Here is a 17,074-nt window from a genome sequence, read left to right as displayed (position 1 = left end):
TTATCCGTATTGAGCTGCTAGCGGCCCCAACGCAAAGCGATAGCACCCCACGTTAATCCGCCGCCAAATCCAACCATAATAATGAGATCATCGTCTTTGATTTTTCCTGCTTCTAATTCTTCGACAATGGAAATGGGGATGGAAGCAGCCGAAGTGTTTCCGTATTTTCGAACAGTTGTTGACATTTTCTCCTCCGGCAGTTCAAGGCGCTGCCTTGCAGCTTCGACAATGCGAATATTGGCTTGATGCGGAATGAGAAAATCAACATCGTTTTTCGATAATCCTGCTTTTTCTAAGACGTTAATGCATGATTCTCCCATTTGGCGGACGGCGAATTTGAATACTTCTCTACCGTTCATCACGATATATTCGTCTTTATATAAATGTTTTCCTCCTGTTCCGTCCGCTCCTAATTCAAACGACAAAATGCCTCGTCCTTTGAAAACAGGGCCCATCACGACCGCACCGGCGCCGTCGCCAAATAGCACCGCCGTATTGCGGTCATTCCAGTCGGTAATTTTGGATAATTTTTCTGCTCCCACTACCAATATATAACGATACACGCCATTGTCAATAAATTGGCTTGCGGTAACCATTCCGTAAATAAAACCAGCGCATGCCGCGCTAATATCTAACGCCGCCGCTTTTGCCGCGCCAAGCCGTTCTTGCAGCATGCAGGCGACAGATGGAAATGACTTGTCAGGCGTCACTGTTGCGACTAAAATTAAGTCAATATCTTTAGCGGAAATTCCCGCGTCATCCAACGCTTTTTTCGCCGCAAAATACGCCATGTCGGAAGTATCGATATCGTCTGCAGCAATTCTTCGTTCTTCAATACCCGTTCTCGACCGAATCCATTCATCTGATGTATCCATCATTTTCTCCAAATCAAAGTTTGTCAACACCTTTTCTGGCAAATATCGTCCGATTCCAAGAATACCTGCTCCCACACCGAACATCTCCTTTAGTATATAACCAATTATTATTACTTGGTACTAATTTTATCGTAAACACGAAAAACACGCAATAGAAATATGTAAAGCGTGTGATCTGTCTAATCACTTTCCTATTTTCTACATACAGTGCTAATAAAGAAAAAAGCAAGGGAGGAGGCGTTGTATAGTGGATGACCAAAAGCAAACAAAGCAGCAGAACGAGCAAATGGACCGTTTTTCCCGTTTAATGTTCGGTTCCTTTCCGCCGCGCTCTCGCCAGTCGCGTGATGGCTCTGTTCAAAACGATCTTTCTTCCCAGCAAGGGCCTGATTTTTTGCAGCTGATGCAAAACATCGATACGCTTGTCACTTCATTTGATCAATTAAAGCCGTTGATGAAAAAAATAACTTCTTTCGTTAATATGTTAAAAAAATAAGAGGCGTATGGGAACAAACGCCTCTTTTTACTCTTAAAAGCAGCTGCATTCATGGAAGCTCGTTATATTGTTGATAAAATTGATGGATCGCTTTACTAAACTGATACCGCTTTTCTGGCAAATAATAAGTAACATGAACATTATCGTCGGCCGCCCCCAACCATTGCTCATATTTCTGGCAGTGGTGAGAAGAGGAACAACGGGTAATTCCTGATAATTCCCAGATTTTTATCGGGACTTGGCGGGGCACAATGAACAAGGAGGGAACTGCTTTTTCGATATTTTCCTCGTCGATATCGTAGGCAAGCGCTATTTCTTTTTTCATTCTTTTATAAAAAAATTCGTTTTCCTTCTTATGCTCAAGCTGGGCGCGTAAATCAAGACAAGGGCTTAACATTACGATCGCACGGATTTGCTTTGGCATTGTTTCAAGAAGCTGCAAAGCGACAAGCGCTCCCATTCCTTCGGCAAGAATATAAATCCGTTTGTTTAATATTTCACTTTTTAGCACGTAGTAAATAAGTTGTTTCGCCAAACGCACTGCTTTTGGGCTTCCCCAATGCCTGCCGTACAGATGAGAGTAAAAAATGGTGTAGCCGTATTCGAGCAGATCGCAAAGAAATTGGTGGCGTCCTTTATGTTCGATCCAAAAGCTCGTACGGTCGTTAACAAAATGATTCGTGTCACCAATAATCAAAAGAGCAAATCCGTTTGGACGTTCCGGCAAATGTATGATACACCACTGGTCATCAAGCTGAAAAAATCGTCGTTGAACCGTCATCGATATTCACCCTTGCTTTTACGATGCATAATTGTACAATACACAGTATGCGGAACGAAAAAAAAAGTACGGGTATATGCCTAAACGAGCAAATTATGATAAGATAAGAAAAGGAATGATGCGAAGATGGGAGGAAATGTAATGCGCCTGTTTTGGACATTTTTCTGGACGTTTTTGCTTGTCCAGATGGCGACGTACGTCATGGGCTCGATGCAAGGCATCGGCTACAACTTCACAACCGGCGCCTTGCTCGGCGTGATCGTGACCGTTTTGGTCGTCGTTGTCGCCGCTTTGATTCCGGACGAGCCAGCCGGGGATCATCACCATTAAAACGAACAACGCCTTGGAGATTGAATCTCCAAGGCGTTGTTTTTTGCAACTGTCTATGCCGTTATTCACCGCTCGTTTCGGCCGGCGCTCTTCGTTCTTTTTCCAGCCATATAATGAGCCCCGGCAACAGCATCCCACGAATCAAAAACGTATCAAGCAAAATCCCGATCGCGACAAGAAATCCGAAGACAAACAATAGTTGCACCGGTTGGGTCATCAACACGGAAAACGTCGCCGCTAAAATGAGGCCGGCTGAAGAAATGACGCCGCCTGTATGGGTTACCGCCTGTTTCACCGCTTCATGGAGCGAATGCGTTCTCCACTCCTCTTGGAAACGGGAAATCAGCATAATATTATAGTCGATGCCAAGCGCCACGAGGAAGACGAATGCATACAGTGGCACGCGGCCGCTGACTGCTTCGATGCCAAACAGCCAATCGGTCAGCCAAATTCCGAGGCCAAGCGCAGCCGTAAACGAAACGAGAATCGTCCCCATCATATACACGGACCGCTTCACCGACCGCGTCAGCCCAATGAGCAACAAAAGAATCAAGAGCGTTTCCAACGAAACAATCACGATCATATCGCGTTTGTTCAACGACCGCTCATCCACTTTCGCCGCTGTTTCCCCGGCAAAATAAAGGCGCCCATCAAGCCCGCTTTGTTTGACGATCGTTTCCTTCCGGTCAATAATCCGTTCCATCGCATCGATCGTTTCGACATCGTATGGGTTTTCGCGAAACGTAAGTGTAAATGAGACGACGCGGCCATCATCCGCCGTACCAGTCGGGCGCACCTCACTGACAAGCGGCTGTTTCTCAAGCTGATTTTGCAGCTGTTCCAGTTGCTGTGGCGTGACCTTTTCCTTTCCTTCAAACAAGACCGTGGTCGGCGCCAGCTCCCCTTTGGCAAAATGTTGTTCCAACAGTTCATATCCTTGGCGCGACGGCATATCTTTCGGGAACGATTTGATCATATCATACTCATATCGAAGCGCGGTTGTATGGCCCGCCATCACTACAAGGAGCAAACCAATCAAAGCCACGGTCAGCCGCGGCTTTTGAACAACAAACCGGCCGATTCTCCCCCAAAATCCACTTGTTCCTTTCCCTTCGCTCTCACCGACGCGTGGAATGTTCGGCCAAAACGCTTTGCGGCCAAACAGCGTAAACAACGCCGGAATCAGCGTAACGGAAGCGATCATGATGATCGCCATCGCAAGAGCGAACGTCGGGGCAAAATTTCGGTAATCGCCTAGTTTCGCGAAAAACAAGACAAGCATGGCGGCCAGCACCGTGCCTCCAGAGAAAAAGACCGGCAGTCCCGTCTCGCGCATCGCCCATTTCATGGCCTGCCATTTGTTCTCATGCCGTTTCAACTCTTCGCGGTAACGAGAAAAGATGAACAACGAATAATCGGTGATCGCCGCAAACAGCAAAATCGACATGATCGAAATGGTCTGTTTGGACATCACCAGCCCGGCTTTGCCCATCACTCCAAGCAGCTGCATAACCACCCCGTAAACAAAACCGGCAGCTACAAGCGGGATCAACGCTAACAGCGGCGAACGGTAAATGACGATCAACAGCACGAGAATCAACCCGACTGTCGACAACATGAGCACAATATCAGCGCGGGAAAACAAGGCCAACGTATCGGCCGCAATGCCGGCCGGCCCCGTGATATATATAGCAACATCGCTTTCCTTTTTGACCCATTTGCGAATCTCGTCGTTCACCGTTTGGATGTCTTTGGACTCCATCGTTGACCGATAGACGGCCGGAACAACGATCGTTTTCCCATCTTCAGAAACAAAGCCGGCCATCGCTTGCGGTGGAAGAGAAGCAACAGGAATGACTTGTTCCAAAGCGTCGCGGTGCGCTTGTTCGATATGGCCCACCAAACGTTGCAGTTCATCTTTGGCAATCGGACGGTCATCTGAATGAAAGACAAAAATGGCCGGAACGCCGTCGCTCGACGAAATATACTCGTCTGCTTTTTTCGCCGCCACCATCGATTGCGCATCTTCTGGGAGCGTTTCAATGCTTGAGACTTCATATTCTTTGGCGCTCGGCGCTACAGCCCCCAGTATGGCAACGGCCGCAAGCCAAACGATCAACGTCCACCACATTCCTTTTTTCGTTGCCACCCGGTCAGTCAAAGCATGCAGCCATCGATTCATCGCTATTCCTCCATTTTTCATGAATTGCCGAAAGTGACACTTCTGTCACTTTCGGCACATTCTTATTGTAAAGGGAAAGTGGCAATACTGTCAATTTCCAGTCATCACCCCATACATGATGATTTCCTTAATGCTTTCCGCCCATTGGTCAAGCGAAATGCCGGGAAAATGAGGGACGACCACCGATTGAAAAATATACGCAAGAACGATCCGGTTCGGAAGATGCGGTTTGATTCTTCCTTCCTGTTTCCCTCGTTCCACCAACTGATTAAGTTCTTCATACATCCGTTCATGAAACTGTTCAAGGCGCTCCTTATTCGCCCGCACAGCCGGAGTGGTATCCGGAATGCGCCTTCCGATCGCGATCATTCGATGAAGATCGTCATGGTACAAAATCAAGTTAAGCAAAAAACGGAATTGTTCATCAAACGTCGGATAGTCATGAATGTGAACAAACTTGGCAAACACTTGCTCCATTTCGTCCACCATATATGCCGTAATGACCTCTTCTTTGTTCTCGAAATGTTTATAAATGGCCGTTCTTGATACACCGAGCCGTTCCGCTAACAACCCGAAGGTAAATCCTTCATAGCCGTGTTCAAGGAGAAGTTGTTTTGTATGTTGAAACACTTCGTTCAATGAAAATTTCCGTTCGCGTGCCATTTGATCGCCTCTCCCCTTTTCACCTTATGCCGGTATAAGCATTCCCGCACTTATTATACATCTGCTTTAAGGAAAAAGAAAAGGCGCCCTGCGAAAAGCAAGGCGCTTTTGGTCAATACTACGGATCGCGCACGGATGGAACGGATGAGGCAACCTAGGCGATACCCCTTTTTGCCAACAATATCGATCGTACGTGATTGCCGGGCAAAGGCAAGCCCCTCACCACTCCCCTCTTTGATGCGCCAAATAAGCCGGAGCGCTTCCCCGTTTCCTTGCCGCATCGTCTTTATAACTGTGGACGGATGACAAGCCGGCCGTTTTCGGCATCGACGATGACGGTGCTGTAATCTTTCACCCGCCCGGCGATCAACTCTTTGGCGAGCGGCGTTTCGATTTGCTTTTGCATAAACCGTTTGAGCGGACGCGCGCCGTAGACCGGGTCGAAGCCCGCTTCAGCGATGTATTGCTTCGCCGCTTCCGTCAGCACGAGTTCGATATGGCGATCTGTCAAACGGCGCGACAGCTCGCGGGCGAACTTTTCAACGATGCCTTTCACTTCGTTCACCGACAGCGGCTTAAATAAGACGACGTCGTCAATCCGGTTTAAAAACTCGGGACGGAAATGGGCGCGCAATTGCTGTAATACTTGTTCATGCGTTTCTTCTTTAATTTTTCCGTCTTCCGTCACTCCTTCTAGCAGCAAATGCGATCCGATATTGGATGTCATGATCACCACCGTGTTTTTAAAATCAACCGTGCGTCCTTGCGAGTCGGTAATGCGCCCGTCGTCCAACAGCTGCAATAAGATGTTGAACACTTCTGGATGCGCCTTTTCAATTTCATCGAACAAAATGACGGAATATGGCTTGCGCCGCACCGCTTCCGTTAACTGCCCTCCTTCTTCGTAGCCGACATAGCCCGGAGGCGCGCCGATTAAGCGGGAAACGGCGTGTTTTTCCATATATTCGGACATATCGATGCGGATCATTTGTTCTTCGCTGTCAAATAGCGCGTGTGCGAGCGTTTTGGCCAATTCCGTTTTTCCGACTCCTGTCGGCCCTAAAAAGATAAAGGAACCAATCGGGCGATTAGGGTCTTTTATGCCGGCGCGCGCCCGCAGCACCGCATCAGCAACAAGCTCAACCGCTTCATCTTGGCCTATGACTCGTTCGTGCAGCAATTCGTGCAGCCGCAATAACTTTTCCCTTTCTCCTTCCACTAACCGCGTTAACGGGATTCCCGTCCACCGCGAAACGATTTCTGCGATTTCTTCCTCCGTTACTTCTTCGCGGAGAAGCCGCCCTTCTTTATTATTTTCGCTCATTTCTTGTTCAAGCTGCTTAAGTTGTTTTTCTAACTGCGGAATGCGGCCATGGCGAAGTTCCGCGGCTCTATTCAAGTCATATTCGTTTTCCGCTTCTTCCAATTCGCGCTTCGCTTTCTCCAATGCTTCGCGAACGTCACGCACGCGCTGAATCGCTTCTTTTTCTTGTTGCCATTGCATTTTCATGCTGTCCGCTTTTTCCCGTAAGTCCGCCAGCTCTTTTGTCAGCGCCGCAAGCCGTTCTTTACTTGCTTCGTCTGTCTCTTTCCGCAGCGCCGCTTCTTCGATTTCCAGCTGCATGACGCGGCGCATCACTTCATCCAACTCAGACGGCATCGAATCCATTTCTGTGCGGATCGTCGCACACGCTTCATCGACTAAGTCAATCGCTTTATCCGGCAAAAAGCGGTCGGAAATGTAACGATCCGCCAACGTCGCCGCAGCAACAAGGGCGCGGTCATGAATTTTCACTCCGTGATGCACCTCAAACCGTTCTCTTAAGCCGCGCAAAATCGAAATCGTATCTTCCACGCTCGGTTCTTCAACAAGAACTTGCTGGAAGCGGCGTTCAAGCGCCGGATCTTTTTCAATATATTGCCGGTACTCATCGAGCGTCGTCGCACCGATGCAATGCAACTCGCCGCGCGCCAGCATCGGCTTTAACATGTTGCCTGCGTCCATCGCTCCTTCTGCTCTGCCGGCGCCGACAATCGTATGCAATTCATCGATAAATAAAATAATTCTTCCTTCGCTTTTCTTTATTTCATTTAACACCGCTTTAAGGCGTTCTTCAAATTCGCCGCGAAACTTTGCTCCAGCGACGAGCGAACTCATATCTAATGCGAAAATCGTCTTATCCTTCAATCCTTCCGGAACATCCTTGCGCACGATACGCTGCGCCAGTCCTTCGACAATCGCTGTCTTCCCGACACCCGGTTCCCCGATAAGCACCGGATTGTTTTTCGTTTTGCGTGACAGGATGCGGATGACGCGGCGAATTTCGCTATCGCGGCCAATGACAGGATCAATTTTTCCCGCTTTCACTTCCGCAACTAAATCACGACCGTATTTTTTTAACGCTTCATATGTAACTTCTGGATTTGGGCTTGTCACGCGCTGATTCCCCCTTATTTCCGTCAATACGCGTAATAATGAAGAACGGTTGATGTTGTAACGTTGAAAAAGCCTGCCGATGTCGTCCGTTTCCTCTGTGAAGGCAAGCAGCAAATGTTCAACCGAAATATATTCGTCTTGCATATTTTTAGCTTCTTTTTCCGCTTTTGCCAACAACCGCTGCAGCCGCTGCGACATATACAGATTTTCCGCGCCGGCCCCAAGCACTTCCGGCTTTTTCTTTAATAACGCTTCTAGTTCATGGATGAATGCGCCTATATTAACATGAAGCAGTGTGAATATTCTTCCGGCAAGTCCTTCTTCTTGCTGCAGCAACGCGAACAGCAAATGTTCCAAATCGAGCTGCTGATGATGGTGTCGAGTGGCAATCTTTTGCGCCTCAAGAAAAGCTTCTTGCACTTTTTCCGTAAACTTATTTGCGTTCATCCGCCGTCCCTCCTCTTTGACCTTTTTTGACCTTTAAGTATATTATAACGATGCCTTCTTTTCTTTTCAAATAGAAAGCCACTCCAAATGGAATGGCTTTTCGCGTTAGCAATAAGCGGGAAAATGATATTTTGCCGCTCCATATCATGGGCAGCTTTAGGAGAAATAAGGCGCCTTTCGTATCTTGGCTAGATATTTATGGTTTTCGCACGTACGTCCAGTGGCGGTTATGGTTGGATGTTTCCGGAAACGTGTCTCCTGCTTTTAGTTTTATTTTTCTCGGATTTTTGACATTATCGCCGGTTTCGCCAATTTCGATGTACATCCCATTGTTTGGCGCCTTGTCGCCCGGTTTGAAATGGCGTTGTTGCCCCATTGTTATTCCCCCTTTATCCGAAGTATATTTTTATCATGCCCGTCCGCCCGTTTATTCATAACAAAAAAACACCGGCATATCGCCGGTGTGATTCCGTTACAATAATAAAGATAGTAACACCGCTTTTTGTGCGTGAAGCCGGTTTCCCGCCTGCTGGAACACAAACGAATTTGGCCCGTCAATCACCTCAGCCGTTACTTCTTCACCGCGATGGGCTGGCAAACAATGGAGAAAGAGATAATCTTGTTTGGCATGTTTCACTAATTCGCCGTTGACTTGAAACGGCTGAAACACAGTAAGGCGCTGCTCGCTTTCTTGTTCTTGGCCCATGCTCGTCCACACATCTGTATAAATGACATCTGCATTGGCGACCGCTTCGACTGGATCGTGCGTTACCGCAACTGCCGCTCCTGTTTGTTTTCCAATTTGTTCCGCTGCATCAATATATTTCTCCTTCGGCTCATAACCAGACGGACAAGCGATCACACAATCCATGCCGACTTTTGCTGCGGCAATCATCAGCGCATTGGCGACATTGTTGCCGTCGCCGACATAAGCAAGTTTCAATCCTTTCAGCGTTTTCTTCACTTCATAAATCGTCAATAAGTCAGCTAGCGCCTGGCACGGGTGGTCGTCATCGGTGAGCCCGTTAATCACAGGAATCGTCGCATATGCTGCGAGCTCTTCCAATTTGCTATGGGCAAATGTGCGAATCATAATCGCATCGACGTATTGCGATAATACTCTCGCCGTATCGGCAATCGTTTCTCCCCGGCCAAGCTGCAAATCGCTGCTATTTAAGTAAAGCGCGCTTCCGCCGAGCTGGGTCATCCCTACTTCAAACGACACTCTCGTGCGGGTCGATGGCTTTTCAAAAATCATCGCCAACGTTTTTCCGGCAAGCGGGGCATGCGATTGCCCGGCAAGCTGTTTTTGCTTTAATTCCTCCGCAAGTGCCAATAAATCATAAATGTCTTCTGTTGAAATATCTATTAATGTTAAAAAGTCTTTTCCCTTCAACGAAACGACTTTGTTCATATAATCACCGCTTTCTCTCTTTGTTTTTTCTCATCAAGCCATTCTTGAATCGACGAAACAGAAAACTTTTCCACATCGATCGCTTGCAAAAAGAGTTGAAACGTCTCGCTTTCCGTAAACGTCATAATTTGCCGCGACAATGCTAGCATTCGATGTTGCGCAGTTTTTTCGTCTTTTTGCAAATCGAAAAACGCCAGTGCTTCCTTGCGTTTTATCCATTCAGAAAACGGCATATCGGAAACAGCAATTAATTGTTTTGCTTTCATCATTTCAAGAAGTTCATCGCTTATTTCTCCATTTACGTAAATTTCGCGGGCGTCGCGTTTTTTCGACAAGTAGGAGTAAAACGCCTTTGCCGCCGCTTCTTCCATTGTTTTGGCGATGCTGATCCCTTCTCCCGTCGATTTCATTTCCGGACCGACGAGCGGATCGACTCCAGGCAGCTTATATGTCGAAAACACCGGATATTTGAGGACGAGATATGGCAAATTCGCCAAGTAACGCTGCTTCTCATCAACGACGTCCTTTAAACATTTCCCGAGCAATAATTTTGTCGCAATTTGTGCGAGCGGTATGCCTGTTGCCTTGCTGACAACCGGAACAGTCCGGCTGGCGCGCGGATTCACTTCCAATACGTATACTTGACCGTTGGCAATGACGTATTGAATGTTCATAATTCCTTTAAATTGTAATTTTTTAACAATTTTTCTGGCGTACGTAATGATTTTTGATTGTTCTTCATTCGCAATCGTTTGCGCCGGCAGCACTGCATAACTGTCCCCTGAATGCACTCCTGCTTTTTCCACATGTTCGATGATCGTTGGAAGCAACATATCGTTTCCATCCGCGGCAACGTCGACTTCCGCTTCTTTCCCATCCAAATATGCGTCGATTAGCAACGGATATGCAATCATGCCTTGCTCTAGCAGTGCGCGCAATTGTTGTTCATTTTTAACGATGAACATTCCTCTGCCGCCGATGACGTAAGAAGGGCGGAGCAATACCGGATAACCGATTTTTTTCGCATTCAAAACAAGTTCTTCTTCATTGTTTGCCATCATTCCTGGCACGTGCGGGATGTCCAATTCTTCTAACAGCTGATAAAAACGATCGCGGTCTTCCAGCTGGTCGATCATATCGTAAGTGACGCCAAGAAGGGGAACATTCGCTTCTTCAAGCCCTTTGACAAGATTAATTGCCGTCTGTCCCCCGAACTGAACGATTACTTTTTTTATCTGCTCCGCTTCAATCACGTTCAGCACTTCTTCCAGCGTAAGCGGCTCGAAATAAAGACGGTCGGCCACGGCAAAATCGGTGCTGACCGTTTCCGGATTGTTGTTCATTAACACTGTCTCATATCCTTCTTTTTGCAGAGCGTATACGCTATGCACGGAACTGTAATCAAATTCGATTCCCTGCCCGATTCGAATTGGCCCTGCGCCAATAATCAACACTTTTTCTTTATCGCTTTTTTTTCGCTCATCTTCGCCGAAGTACGTTGAATAATAATAATCCGTTTCCGAATGGAACTCCGCCGCGCACGTATCGACCATTTTATATACCGGGACGATGCCAAGTTGTTTCCGCTTTTCTCTCACGTCGCTTTCCTTCACGTTCCATGCTTCTGCCAAAAACGCGTCGGAAAATCCTTTTTCTTTCAAGAGACGGAACGTTGCTTCATCGATTTCGTCTAAGTTTGTTTCTTTCGCTTTCTTTTCTAATTCAATCAGCTGATAAAACGAATGCAAAAAGAAACGGTCGATTTTTGTCAATTCATACACAACATCGATCGTTTCTCCGCGGCGGAACAATTCAAGAATCGCAAAAAAGCGGCGGTCATCTTTCCGGGCAAGTAGCTGCTTCAATTCGTCATTGGTTTTGTCTTCAAGTTCTGGCAAATATAATCCATTATTCTTTCCTTCTAACGAGTAAACCGCTTTTTGAAACGCGCGTTCCATGTTGCGGTCGATCGCCATTACTTCCCCTGTCGCTTTCATTTGCGTGCCAAGCTGGCGATCGCCGAAAGGAAATTTATCAAACGGCAAGCGCGGAAATTTCACGACGATATAATCAAGCGCCGGTTCAAAACTCGCATATGTTGTTTTCGTTACCGGATTCAGAAGTTCTGCCAGCGTATAGCCGACAGCTAATTTCGCAGCTATGCGCGCGATCGGATATCCCGTCGCCTTCGATGCGAGCGCCGATGAACGGCTGACACGCGGGTTCACTTCAATTAAATAGTACCGTTTGCTAAACGGATCGAGCGCAAACTGAATGTTGCATCCTCCGATAATGCCGAGCGCCGAAATAATTTTGATGGCTGAAGCGCGCAGCATTTGATACTCTTCGTCCGTCAACGTCTGCGACGGGGCAACAACAATCGAGTCGCCGGTATGGATGCCGACAGGATCGACGTTTTCCATATTGCAAACCGTTATGCACGTATTCGTATTGTCGCGCATCACTTCGTATTCAATTTCTTTATATCCAGCCACACTCCGTTCAATGAGGCATTGTGTTATCGGGCTTTCCGCGAGCCCTTTTTCAACTAGGGCAATAAACTGCTCCATCGTTTCCGCGATGCCTCCGCCCGTTCCTCCGAGCGTGTAAGCGGGGCGAATAATGATCGGAAAACCGATTTTTTCGGCAAAAGCAACCGCTTCATCAACGTTCGTAATAATTTCGCTTTCCGGCACTGGTTCGCCCAGTTCATACATGAGCGCGCGAAACGCTTCGCGGTCCTCTCCTCTTTTTATCGCTTCAATCGGTGTTCCAAGCAATTTCACCCCATACTTTTCCAAAACACCCGTTTCATGAAGCTGAAACGCCAAGTTTAATCCCGTCTGCCCTCCAAATGTCGCGAGCAGCCCGTCAGGCCGCTCTTTCGCAATAATCGCCTCCACGCTGTCTACCGTCAACGGCTCAAAATACACGGCGTCGGCATGAACTTCATCTGTCATGATCGTCGCCGGATTGTTATTGACTAAAATAACGCGGTATCCTTCTTCTTTTAAAGCGATGCATGCTTGCGTGCCGGAATAGTCAAATTCCGCCGCCTGCCCTATGACGATCGGGCCGGAGCCGATGATTAAAATCGATTGCAGCGATGTATCTTTAGGCATACACTTTCTCTCCTTTTACTACCGTTTGCAAAAATTCGTCAAAAATATGGTTCGTATCGCTTGGGCCCGGATGTGCTTCCGGATGGTACTGCACGGATAAAATCGGTTTATGGCGGTGCACCATCCCTTCGACGGAACCGTCATTGACGTTGGTAAAGCGGATGTCAAACGGCGCATTCGCTAAACTTTCTTTCTTGACGACATAACTATGATTTTGCGATGTCATCAACACTTTTTGTTTCACCGCGTCATAGACAGGCTGGTTTGCCCCCCGATGGCCGAAGCGGAGCTTTTCTGTGTCTGCGCCATATGAAAGCGCCACTAGCTGATGGCCAAGACAAATTCCCAGCGTTGGATAATGGTCAATGATTTGCCGTATGTTTGCCAACTGTCCGGAAAGCTGCTTCGGATCTCCAGGACCATTGGATAATACGATTCCATCCGGCTTTATCGATTCGATCGTTTCAAATGAAGTATGGTATGGAACGACGGTAACTTTGCATCCCCGCGCTACCAATGATTGCAAAATCGATTTTTTGTAGCCGAAATCGATTAATACAAGGTGAAGCCCACCGTCTCCATATGTTTCGATTTGCGCAGTCGACACATCACGGACTGGAAACGGCTTTTCAGCAACTGCTACCGCATCGCACGACGGGGCAGAAGTAAGCTTTGCCATCATCGTCCCTTCATTGCGAATTTCTTTCACCAAAGCGCGTGTATCAACATGGGTTAACAATGGAATATTCCATTGTTGCAAATATTCTTTCAGGCTATATTTCGCATCGTAATGATATCCGCGGCTGCTCGCTTCATAAACGACCACCGCCTGAACATGCGGTCGCTTGCTTTCAAAATCATCCTCATTGATTCCGTAATTTCCAATTAACGGATACGTAAAAACGATGATTTGATTTTTATATGAAGGATCTGTCAGCACTTCTTGGTAACCGGTCATGCCGGTAAAAAAGACAACTTCCCCGCTTACTTCTCCATTTGGAAGCGGCGATTCTAATTGTCCGGCAAACGTCTTTCCGTTTGCCAAATGCAAATATGCTTCCATGAACGACACCCCATGATCGAATTTTTCCCCAGTTTATAAGGATAAAGAGGCAGCTAGCGATTATTTCGCAGCTGCGGTTTTTACTTTCTGTAGCGTTTGTTTTATCGCTTCTGCTGCCTGATCTAATTCTTCTTTCGAAACGATCAGCGGTGGCAACAGCCGAATGACATTTGGACCTGCTGCTAATACGAGCAGTCCATTTTCATGAATGGCCGGGATCAGTTTTGCCACATCACCGCCACATTCAATGCCAACTAACAGGCCAAGCCCCCGCACTTCTTTCACTAGCTCGAAGTCGCTTAATTCTTCTTGCAGGCGCGCTAAAAAATAGGTTCCTTTTTCTTGTACTTCTTGCAAAAAATCAGGCTGAAAAATGGTTTGCAACGTCGCTTTTGCGGCCGCCATTGCGATTGGATTGCCGCCGAACGTTGAACCGTGCACCCCCGCCGTAAACGCATCTTTCAAAAACGCCTTGCCGATCATTGCCCCAACCGGAATGCCGCTTCCTAATCCTTTCGCGCTTGTAATAATATCCGGCTCAATAGCAAAATGTTGATAAGCAAATGGCTTCCCGGTACGCCCGATCCCTGTCTGCACTTCATCGACAATAAACAGCGCGCCATATTGCTTGCAAAGCTCGGCGATTTTTTGCAAAAACGCGGCATCAGCCGGTCTGACCCCGCCTTCCCCTTGAACAATTTCCACCATCACCGCCGCGACATCCTCGTTCATTTCGTTTTCAAGTGTTTCGATATCGTTAAACGGCAAATGAACAAATTCCGGCAAAAGCGGGCCAAACCCTTTGTATACCTTTTCTTGCCCTGTAGCCGACATCGTCGCAAACGTCCGTCCATGAAACGATTGCAAAAACGTGATGACTTTATGGCGTCCTGTATGTTTGCGCGCCAATTTTAATGCCGCCTCATTCGCTTCTGCGCCGCTATTGCAGAAAAATACGTAATCGCCACAGCTGTTTGCCACGAGAAGTTCCGCTACCTCTTCCTGAAGCGGGATGGTAAATAAATTAGAAACATGCCAAACTTTCTGAAGTTGCGCTTCGATTGCTTTTTGCACTGCCGGATGACGGTGGCCAAGATTGCAAACGGCAATCCCGGAAACAAAATCCAAATATTGTTTTCCGTTTGTATCAGTAACCGTCGTCCCTTCTGCTGATTGTATGCAAATACTCCAACGGTTATATGTCGGAAATAACGCTCCCATTAATAGACCCCCACTTCGTTTCGAATCATCGTTCCATACCATTGCCCGTTTTTATAAAATGGTGTTTTCCCGCTGACGATCATCACTTCATGAAGCGATTCCGATAATGCGGCAATCGCCGCTTTTACCTTTGGAATCATTCCTCCCGTAATGATGCCTTCGTTCATCATTCGTTCAATCGCCTCGATCGTGACTTCTTCCACGACAGCGCCATCCCGCAAAATTCCCGGAACGTCCGTCACAAACAGCAATTGCGCCGCCTTGATCGCTTTCGCTACCGCTCCTGCCGCCGTATCGGCGTTAATGTTGTATTTTTGGCCATCTTTGTCTGCCCCGATTGGCGAAATAACCGGAATATAACGGGATTGCAACAGGTTAGCGACAAAATCGCCATTGACATTGACGACTTTCCCCACATATCCGAGCTTTTCTAAATCGATTGGCGCTGCCTGCAATAAACAGGCGTCTACACCGGAAACGCCGACCGCGGGCAGTCCGTATTGCTGCAATAACGCAACAAGCTGTTTATTTACTTTGCCCGCCAAAATCATTTCCACCACTTCTAATACTTCTTTTGTCGTTTTGCGCAGCCCGTTCATAAATTCACTGTGCACATGGAGCCGCTGCAGCATTTTTCCGATTTCCGGACCGCCGCCATGAACGAGGACAACATTCATGCCTTGTTCGTACATCGCTTGCAAACTTGTAAAAAACGACGGCGATAAATCGCTTAACACGCTGCCTCCACACTTGATGACAATCGTCTTTTCCATCTCCCTCTCCCCTTATTACGTACGATAACTCGCATTAATTTTCACGTAATCATAAGTTAAGTCGCAGCCCCAAGCAACTCCTGTCCCGCTGCCAAGATGCAGATCCACTTCAATGACAATCTCATCGTTTTGTAAGTAGGCGCTTGCTTCCGCTTCGGAAAATGGCTGCGGCTCGCTTCTTTTTAGCATGGAAATCGGACCGATCGAAATGTCAACATTGTCCGGATCGACCATTGCGCCTGCGTATCCAATGGCGCAAATAATTCTTCCCCAATTCGCGTCAGCGCCATAGACGGCCGTTTTTACCAAATTGGAGCCAACGATTTGTTTGGCGATTTTTTTCGCATCATCATCCGTTTTTGCCCCATTAACACGCACTTCAATTAACTTTGTCGCTCCTTCGCCGTCTTTGGCGATTTGTTTCGCTAAATCCTCACACGTTTTTTTCAGCGCTTCATAAAAGTTTTCCCAGTCCGGATGATCCGGTGTTAATTCCTTATGACCAGCAAGCCCGCTTGCCATCACAATAACCATATCGTTCGTGGACGTATCTCCATCTACTGTAATTTGATTGAACGATACATCCGTAATCGAACGAAGCGTTTCTTGCAACAGCGGCGAAGAAATATTGGCATCAGTGGTGATAAACGCCAGCATTGTCGCCATATTCGGATGAATCATTCCCGAACCTTTCGCTGCGCCGCCGATCGTTACTGTTTTTCCGTCAATGGTCGTCTGGTAACACGCTTTTTTCATCACCGTATCCGTCGTTAAAATCGCGGTTTGAAACGCCTCCGCATTTTCCGGCAAGACGCCCGGCTGCAATTTTTTGATTCCTTCACGGATTTTTTCCATCGGCATAAACTCGCCGATCACACCGGTAGAAGCGACTGCAACAAGATGCGGGGCAATGCCGAATTGTCGGGCACATAACTCTCTCATTTCATACGCGTCTTTTAATCCTCTGTCCCCGGTGCACGCATTTGCGCACGCGCTGTTGACGACTACCGCCTGCAGCTTTTGTTCGGTCGCGATGCTTTGCTGCGTCACTTTCAGCGGAGCGGCTTGAAAATGGTTTTGCGTGTAAACCGCGGCGCAAGAAGCCGGCACATCGCACACGATGACGCCTAAATCTTTTTTCACATAGCGTAAACCAGCGTGCACGCCCGCTGCTTTAAACCCTTTTGGTGTGACGACCGTTCCTTCGGCAATATAAGAAATTTTCGTTTCTGGCTTTTCTTCCTTTGCAATCACCATTGTTCGATCCCCT

The 17,074-nt window shown here is 47.5% G+C and carries 14 protein-coding genes; 2 read left to right on the top strand and 12 right to left on the bottom strand.

Annotated elements, in window-relative coordinates:
- Nucleotides 1-17: 17 nt before the first annotated feature.
- Nucleotides 18-950: a beta-ketoacyl-ACP synthase III gene (locus AOT13_RS07335; protein WP_042383598.1), complete on the bottom strand. Its 933-nt coding sequence runs from the start codon at nt 948-950 to the stop codon at nt 18-20.
- A gap of 172 nt (nt 951-1,122) precedes the next feature.
- On the opposite strand from AOT13_RS07335, the gene AOT13_RS07330 reads away from it, so the two are divergent.
- Nucleotides 1,123-1,371, top strand: coding sequence for a hypothetical protein (locus AOT13_RS07330; RefSeq protein WP_013401454.1), 249 nt, complete (start codon nt 1,123-1,125; stop codon nt 1,369-1,371).
- A 49-nt stretch (nt 1,372-1,420) separates the two neighbouring features.
- Here AOT13_RS07330 and AOT13_RS07325 read toward each other — a convergent pair whose 3' ends face one another.
- Nucleotides 1,421-2,152, bottom strand: coding sequence for an alpha/beta hydrolase family protein (locus AOT13_RS07325; RefSeq protein ID WP_013401455.1), 732 nt, complete (start codon nt 2,150-2,152; stop codon nt 1,421-1,423).
- 141 nt (nt 2,153-2,293) lie between these two features.
- Between AOT13_RS07325 and AOT13_RS07320 the strand changes: the two genes are divergently transcribed.
- Entirely contained in the window at nt 2,294-2,482 is a 189-nt protein-coding gene (locus AOT13_RS07320; RefSeq protein WP_013401456.1) for a YjzD family protein, read from the top strand.
- A 61-nt stretch (nt 2,483-2,543) separates the two neighbouring features.
- Here the strand turns inward: AOT13_RS07320 and AOT13_RS07315 are convergent, their stop codons facing one another.
- The 10 genes from AOT13_RS07315 to argJ all read right to left on the bottom strand — a co-directional run bounded on the left by AOT13_RS07315 (nt 2,544) and on the right by argJ (nt 17,061).
- Nucleotides 2,544-4,664: an MMPL family transporter gene (locus AOT13_RS07315; protein ID WP_003252361.1), complete on the bottom strand. Its 2,121-nt coding sequence runs from the start codon at nt 4,662-4,664 to the stop codon at nt 2,544-2,546.
- Between the two features lie 90 nt (nt 4,665-4,754).
- On the bottom strand, nt 4,755-5,327 hold the full coding sequence (locus AOT13_RS07310) for a TetR/AcrR family transcriptional regulator (protein WP_003252363.1): 573 nt from the start codon (nt 5,325-5,327) through the stop codon (nt 4,755-4,757).
- A gap of 286 nt (nt 5,328-5,613) precedes the next feature.
- Nucleotides 5,614-8,211, bottom strand: coding sequence for an ATP-dependent chaperone ClpB (gene clpB, locus AOT13_RS07305; protein WP_042383600.1), 2,598 nt, complete (start codon nt 8,209-8,211; stop codon nt 5,614-5,616).
- 196 nt (nt 8,212-8,407) lie between these two features.
- Nucleotides 8,408-8,587 (bottom strand): YjzC family protein, encoded by a 180-nt coding sequence (locus AOT13_RS07300; RefSeq protein WP_013401458.1) that lies wholly within the window; start codon nt 8,585-8,587, stop codon nt 8,408-8,410.
- A 96-nt stretch (nt 8,588-8,683) separates the two neighbouring features.
- A complete protein-coding gene (argF, locus tag AOT13_RS07295; RefSeq protein ID WP_003252367.1) occupies nt 8,684-9,625 on the bottom strand; it encodes an ornithine carbamoyltransferase in 942 nt (313 codons plus the stop codon).
- Nucleotides 9,622-12,747, bottom strand: a complete 3,126-nt coding sequence (carB, locus tag AOT13_RS07290) for a carbamoyl-phosphate synthase (glutamine-hydrolyzing) large subunit (RefSeq protein ID WP_003252369.1) — start codon at nt 12,745-12,747, stop codon at nt 9,622-9,624. Before carB ends, argF begins: the two co-directional genes overlap by 4 nt.
- Entirely contained in the window at nt 12,740-13,810 is a 1,071-nt protein-coding gene (locus AOT13_RS07285) for a carbamoyl phosphate synthase small subunit (RefSeq protein ID WP_041270111.1), read from the bottom strand. The genes carB and AOT13_RS07285 overlap by 8 nt, the downstream gene beginning before the upstream one ends.
- A 60-nt stretch (nt 13,811-13,870) precedes the next feature.
- Nucleotides 13,871-15,031 carry an acetylornithine transaminase gene (argD, locus tag AOT13_RS07280; protein WP_042383602.1) on the bottom strand — a complete coding sequence of 387 codons (1,161 nt, stop codon included), beginning with the start codon at nt 15,029-15,031 and terminating at the stop codon, nt 13,871-13,873.
- Nucleotides 15,031-15,804: an acetylglutamate kinase gene (gene argB / locus AOT13_RS07275; protein ID WP_042383604.1), complete on the bottom strand. Its 774-nt coding sequence runs from the start codon at nt 15,802-15,804 to the stop codon at nt 15,031-15,033. Before argB ends, argD begins: the two co-directional genes overlap by 1 nt.
- 15 nt (nt 15,805-15,819) lie before the next feature.
- Nucleotides 15,820-17,061 carry a bifunctional ornithine acetyltransferase/N-acetylglutamate synthase gene (gene argJ / locus AOT13_RS07270; protein ID WP_042383606.1) on the bottom strand — a complete coding sequence of 414 codons (1,242 nt, stop codon included), beginning with the start codon at nt 17,059-17,061 and terminating at the stop codon, nt 15,820-15,822.
- Between the last annotated feature and the right edge of the window lie 13 nt (nt 17,062-17,074).

This window comes from Parageobacillus thermoglucosidasius, from assembly GCF_001295365.1.
Taxonomy (GTDB): Bacteria; Bacillota; Bacilli; order Bacillales; family Anoxybacillaceae; genus Parageobacillus; species Parageobacillus thermoglucosidasius.
The sequence above is the reverse complement of the archived record's forward strand: the minus strand, read 5'-3'. Positions and strand labels throughout refer to the sequence as shown.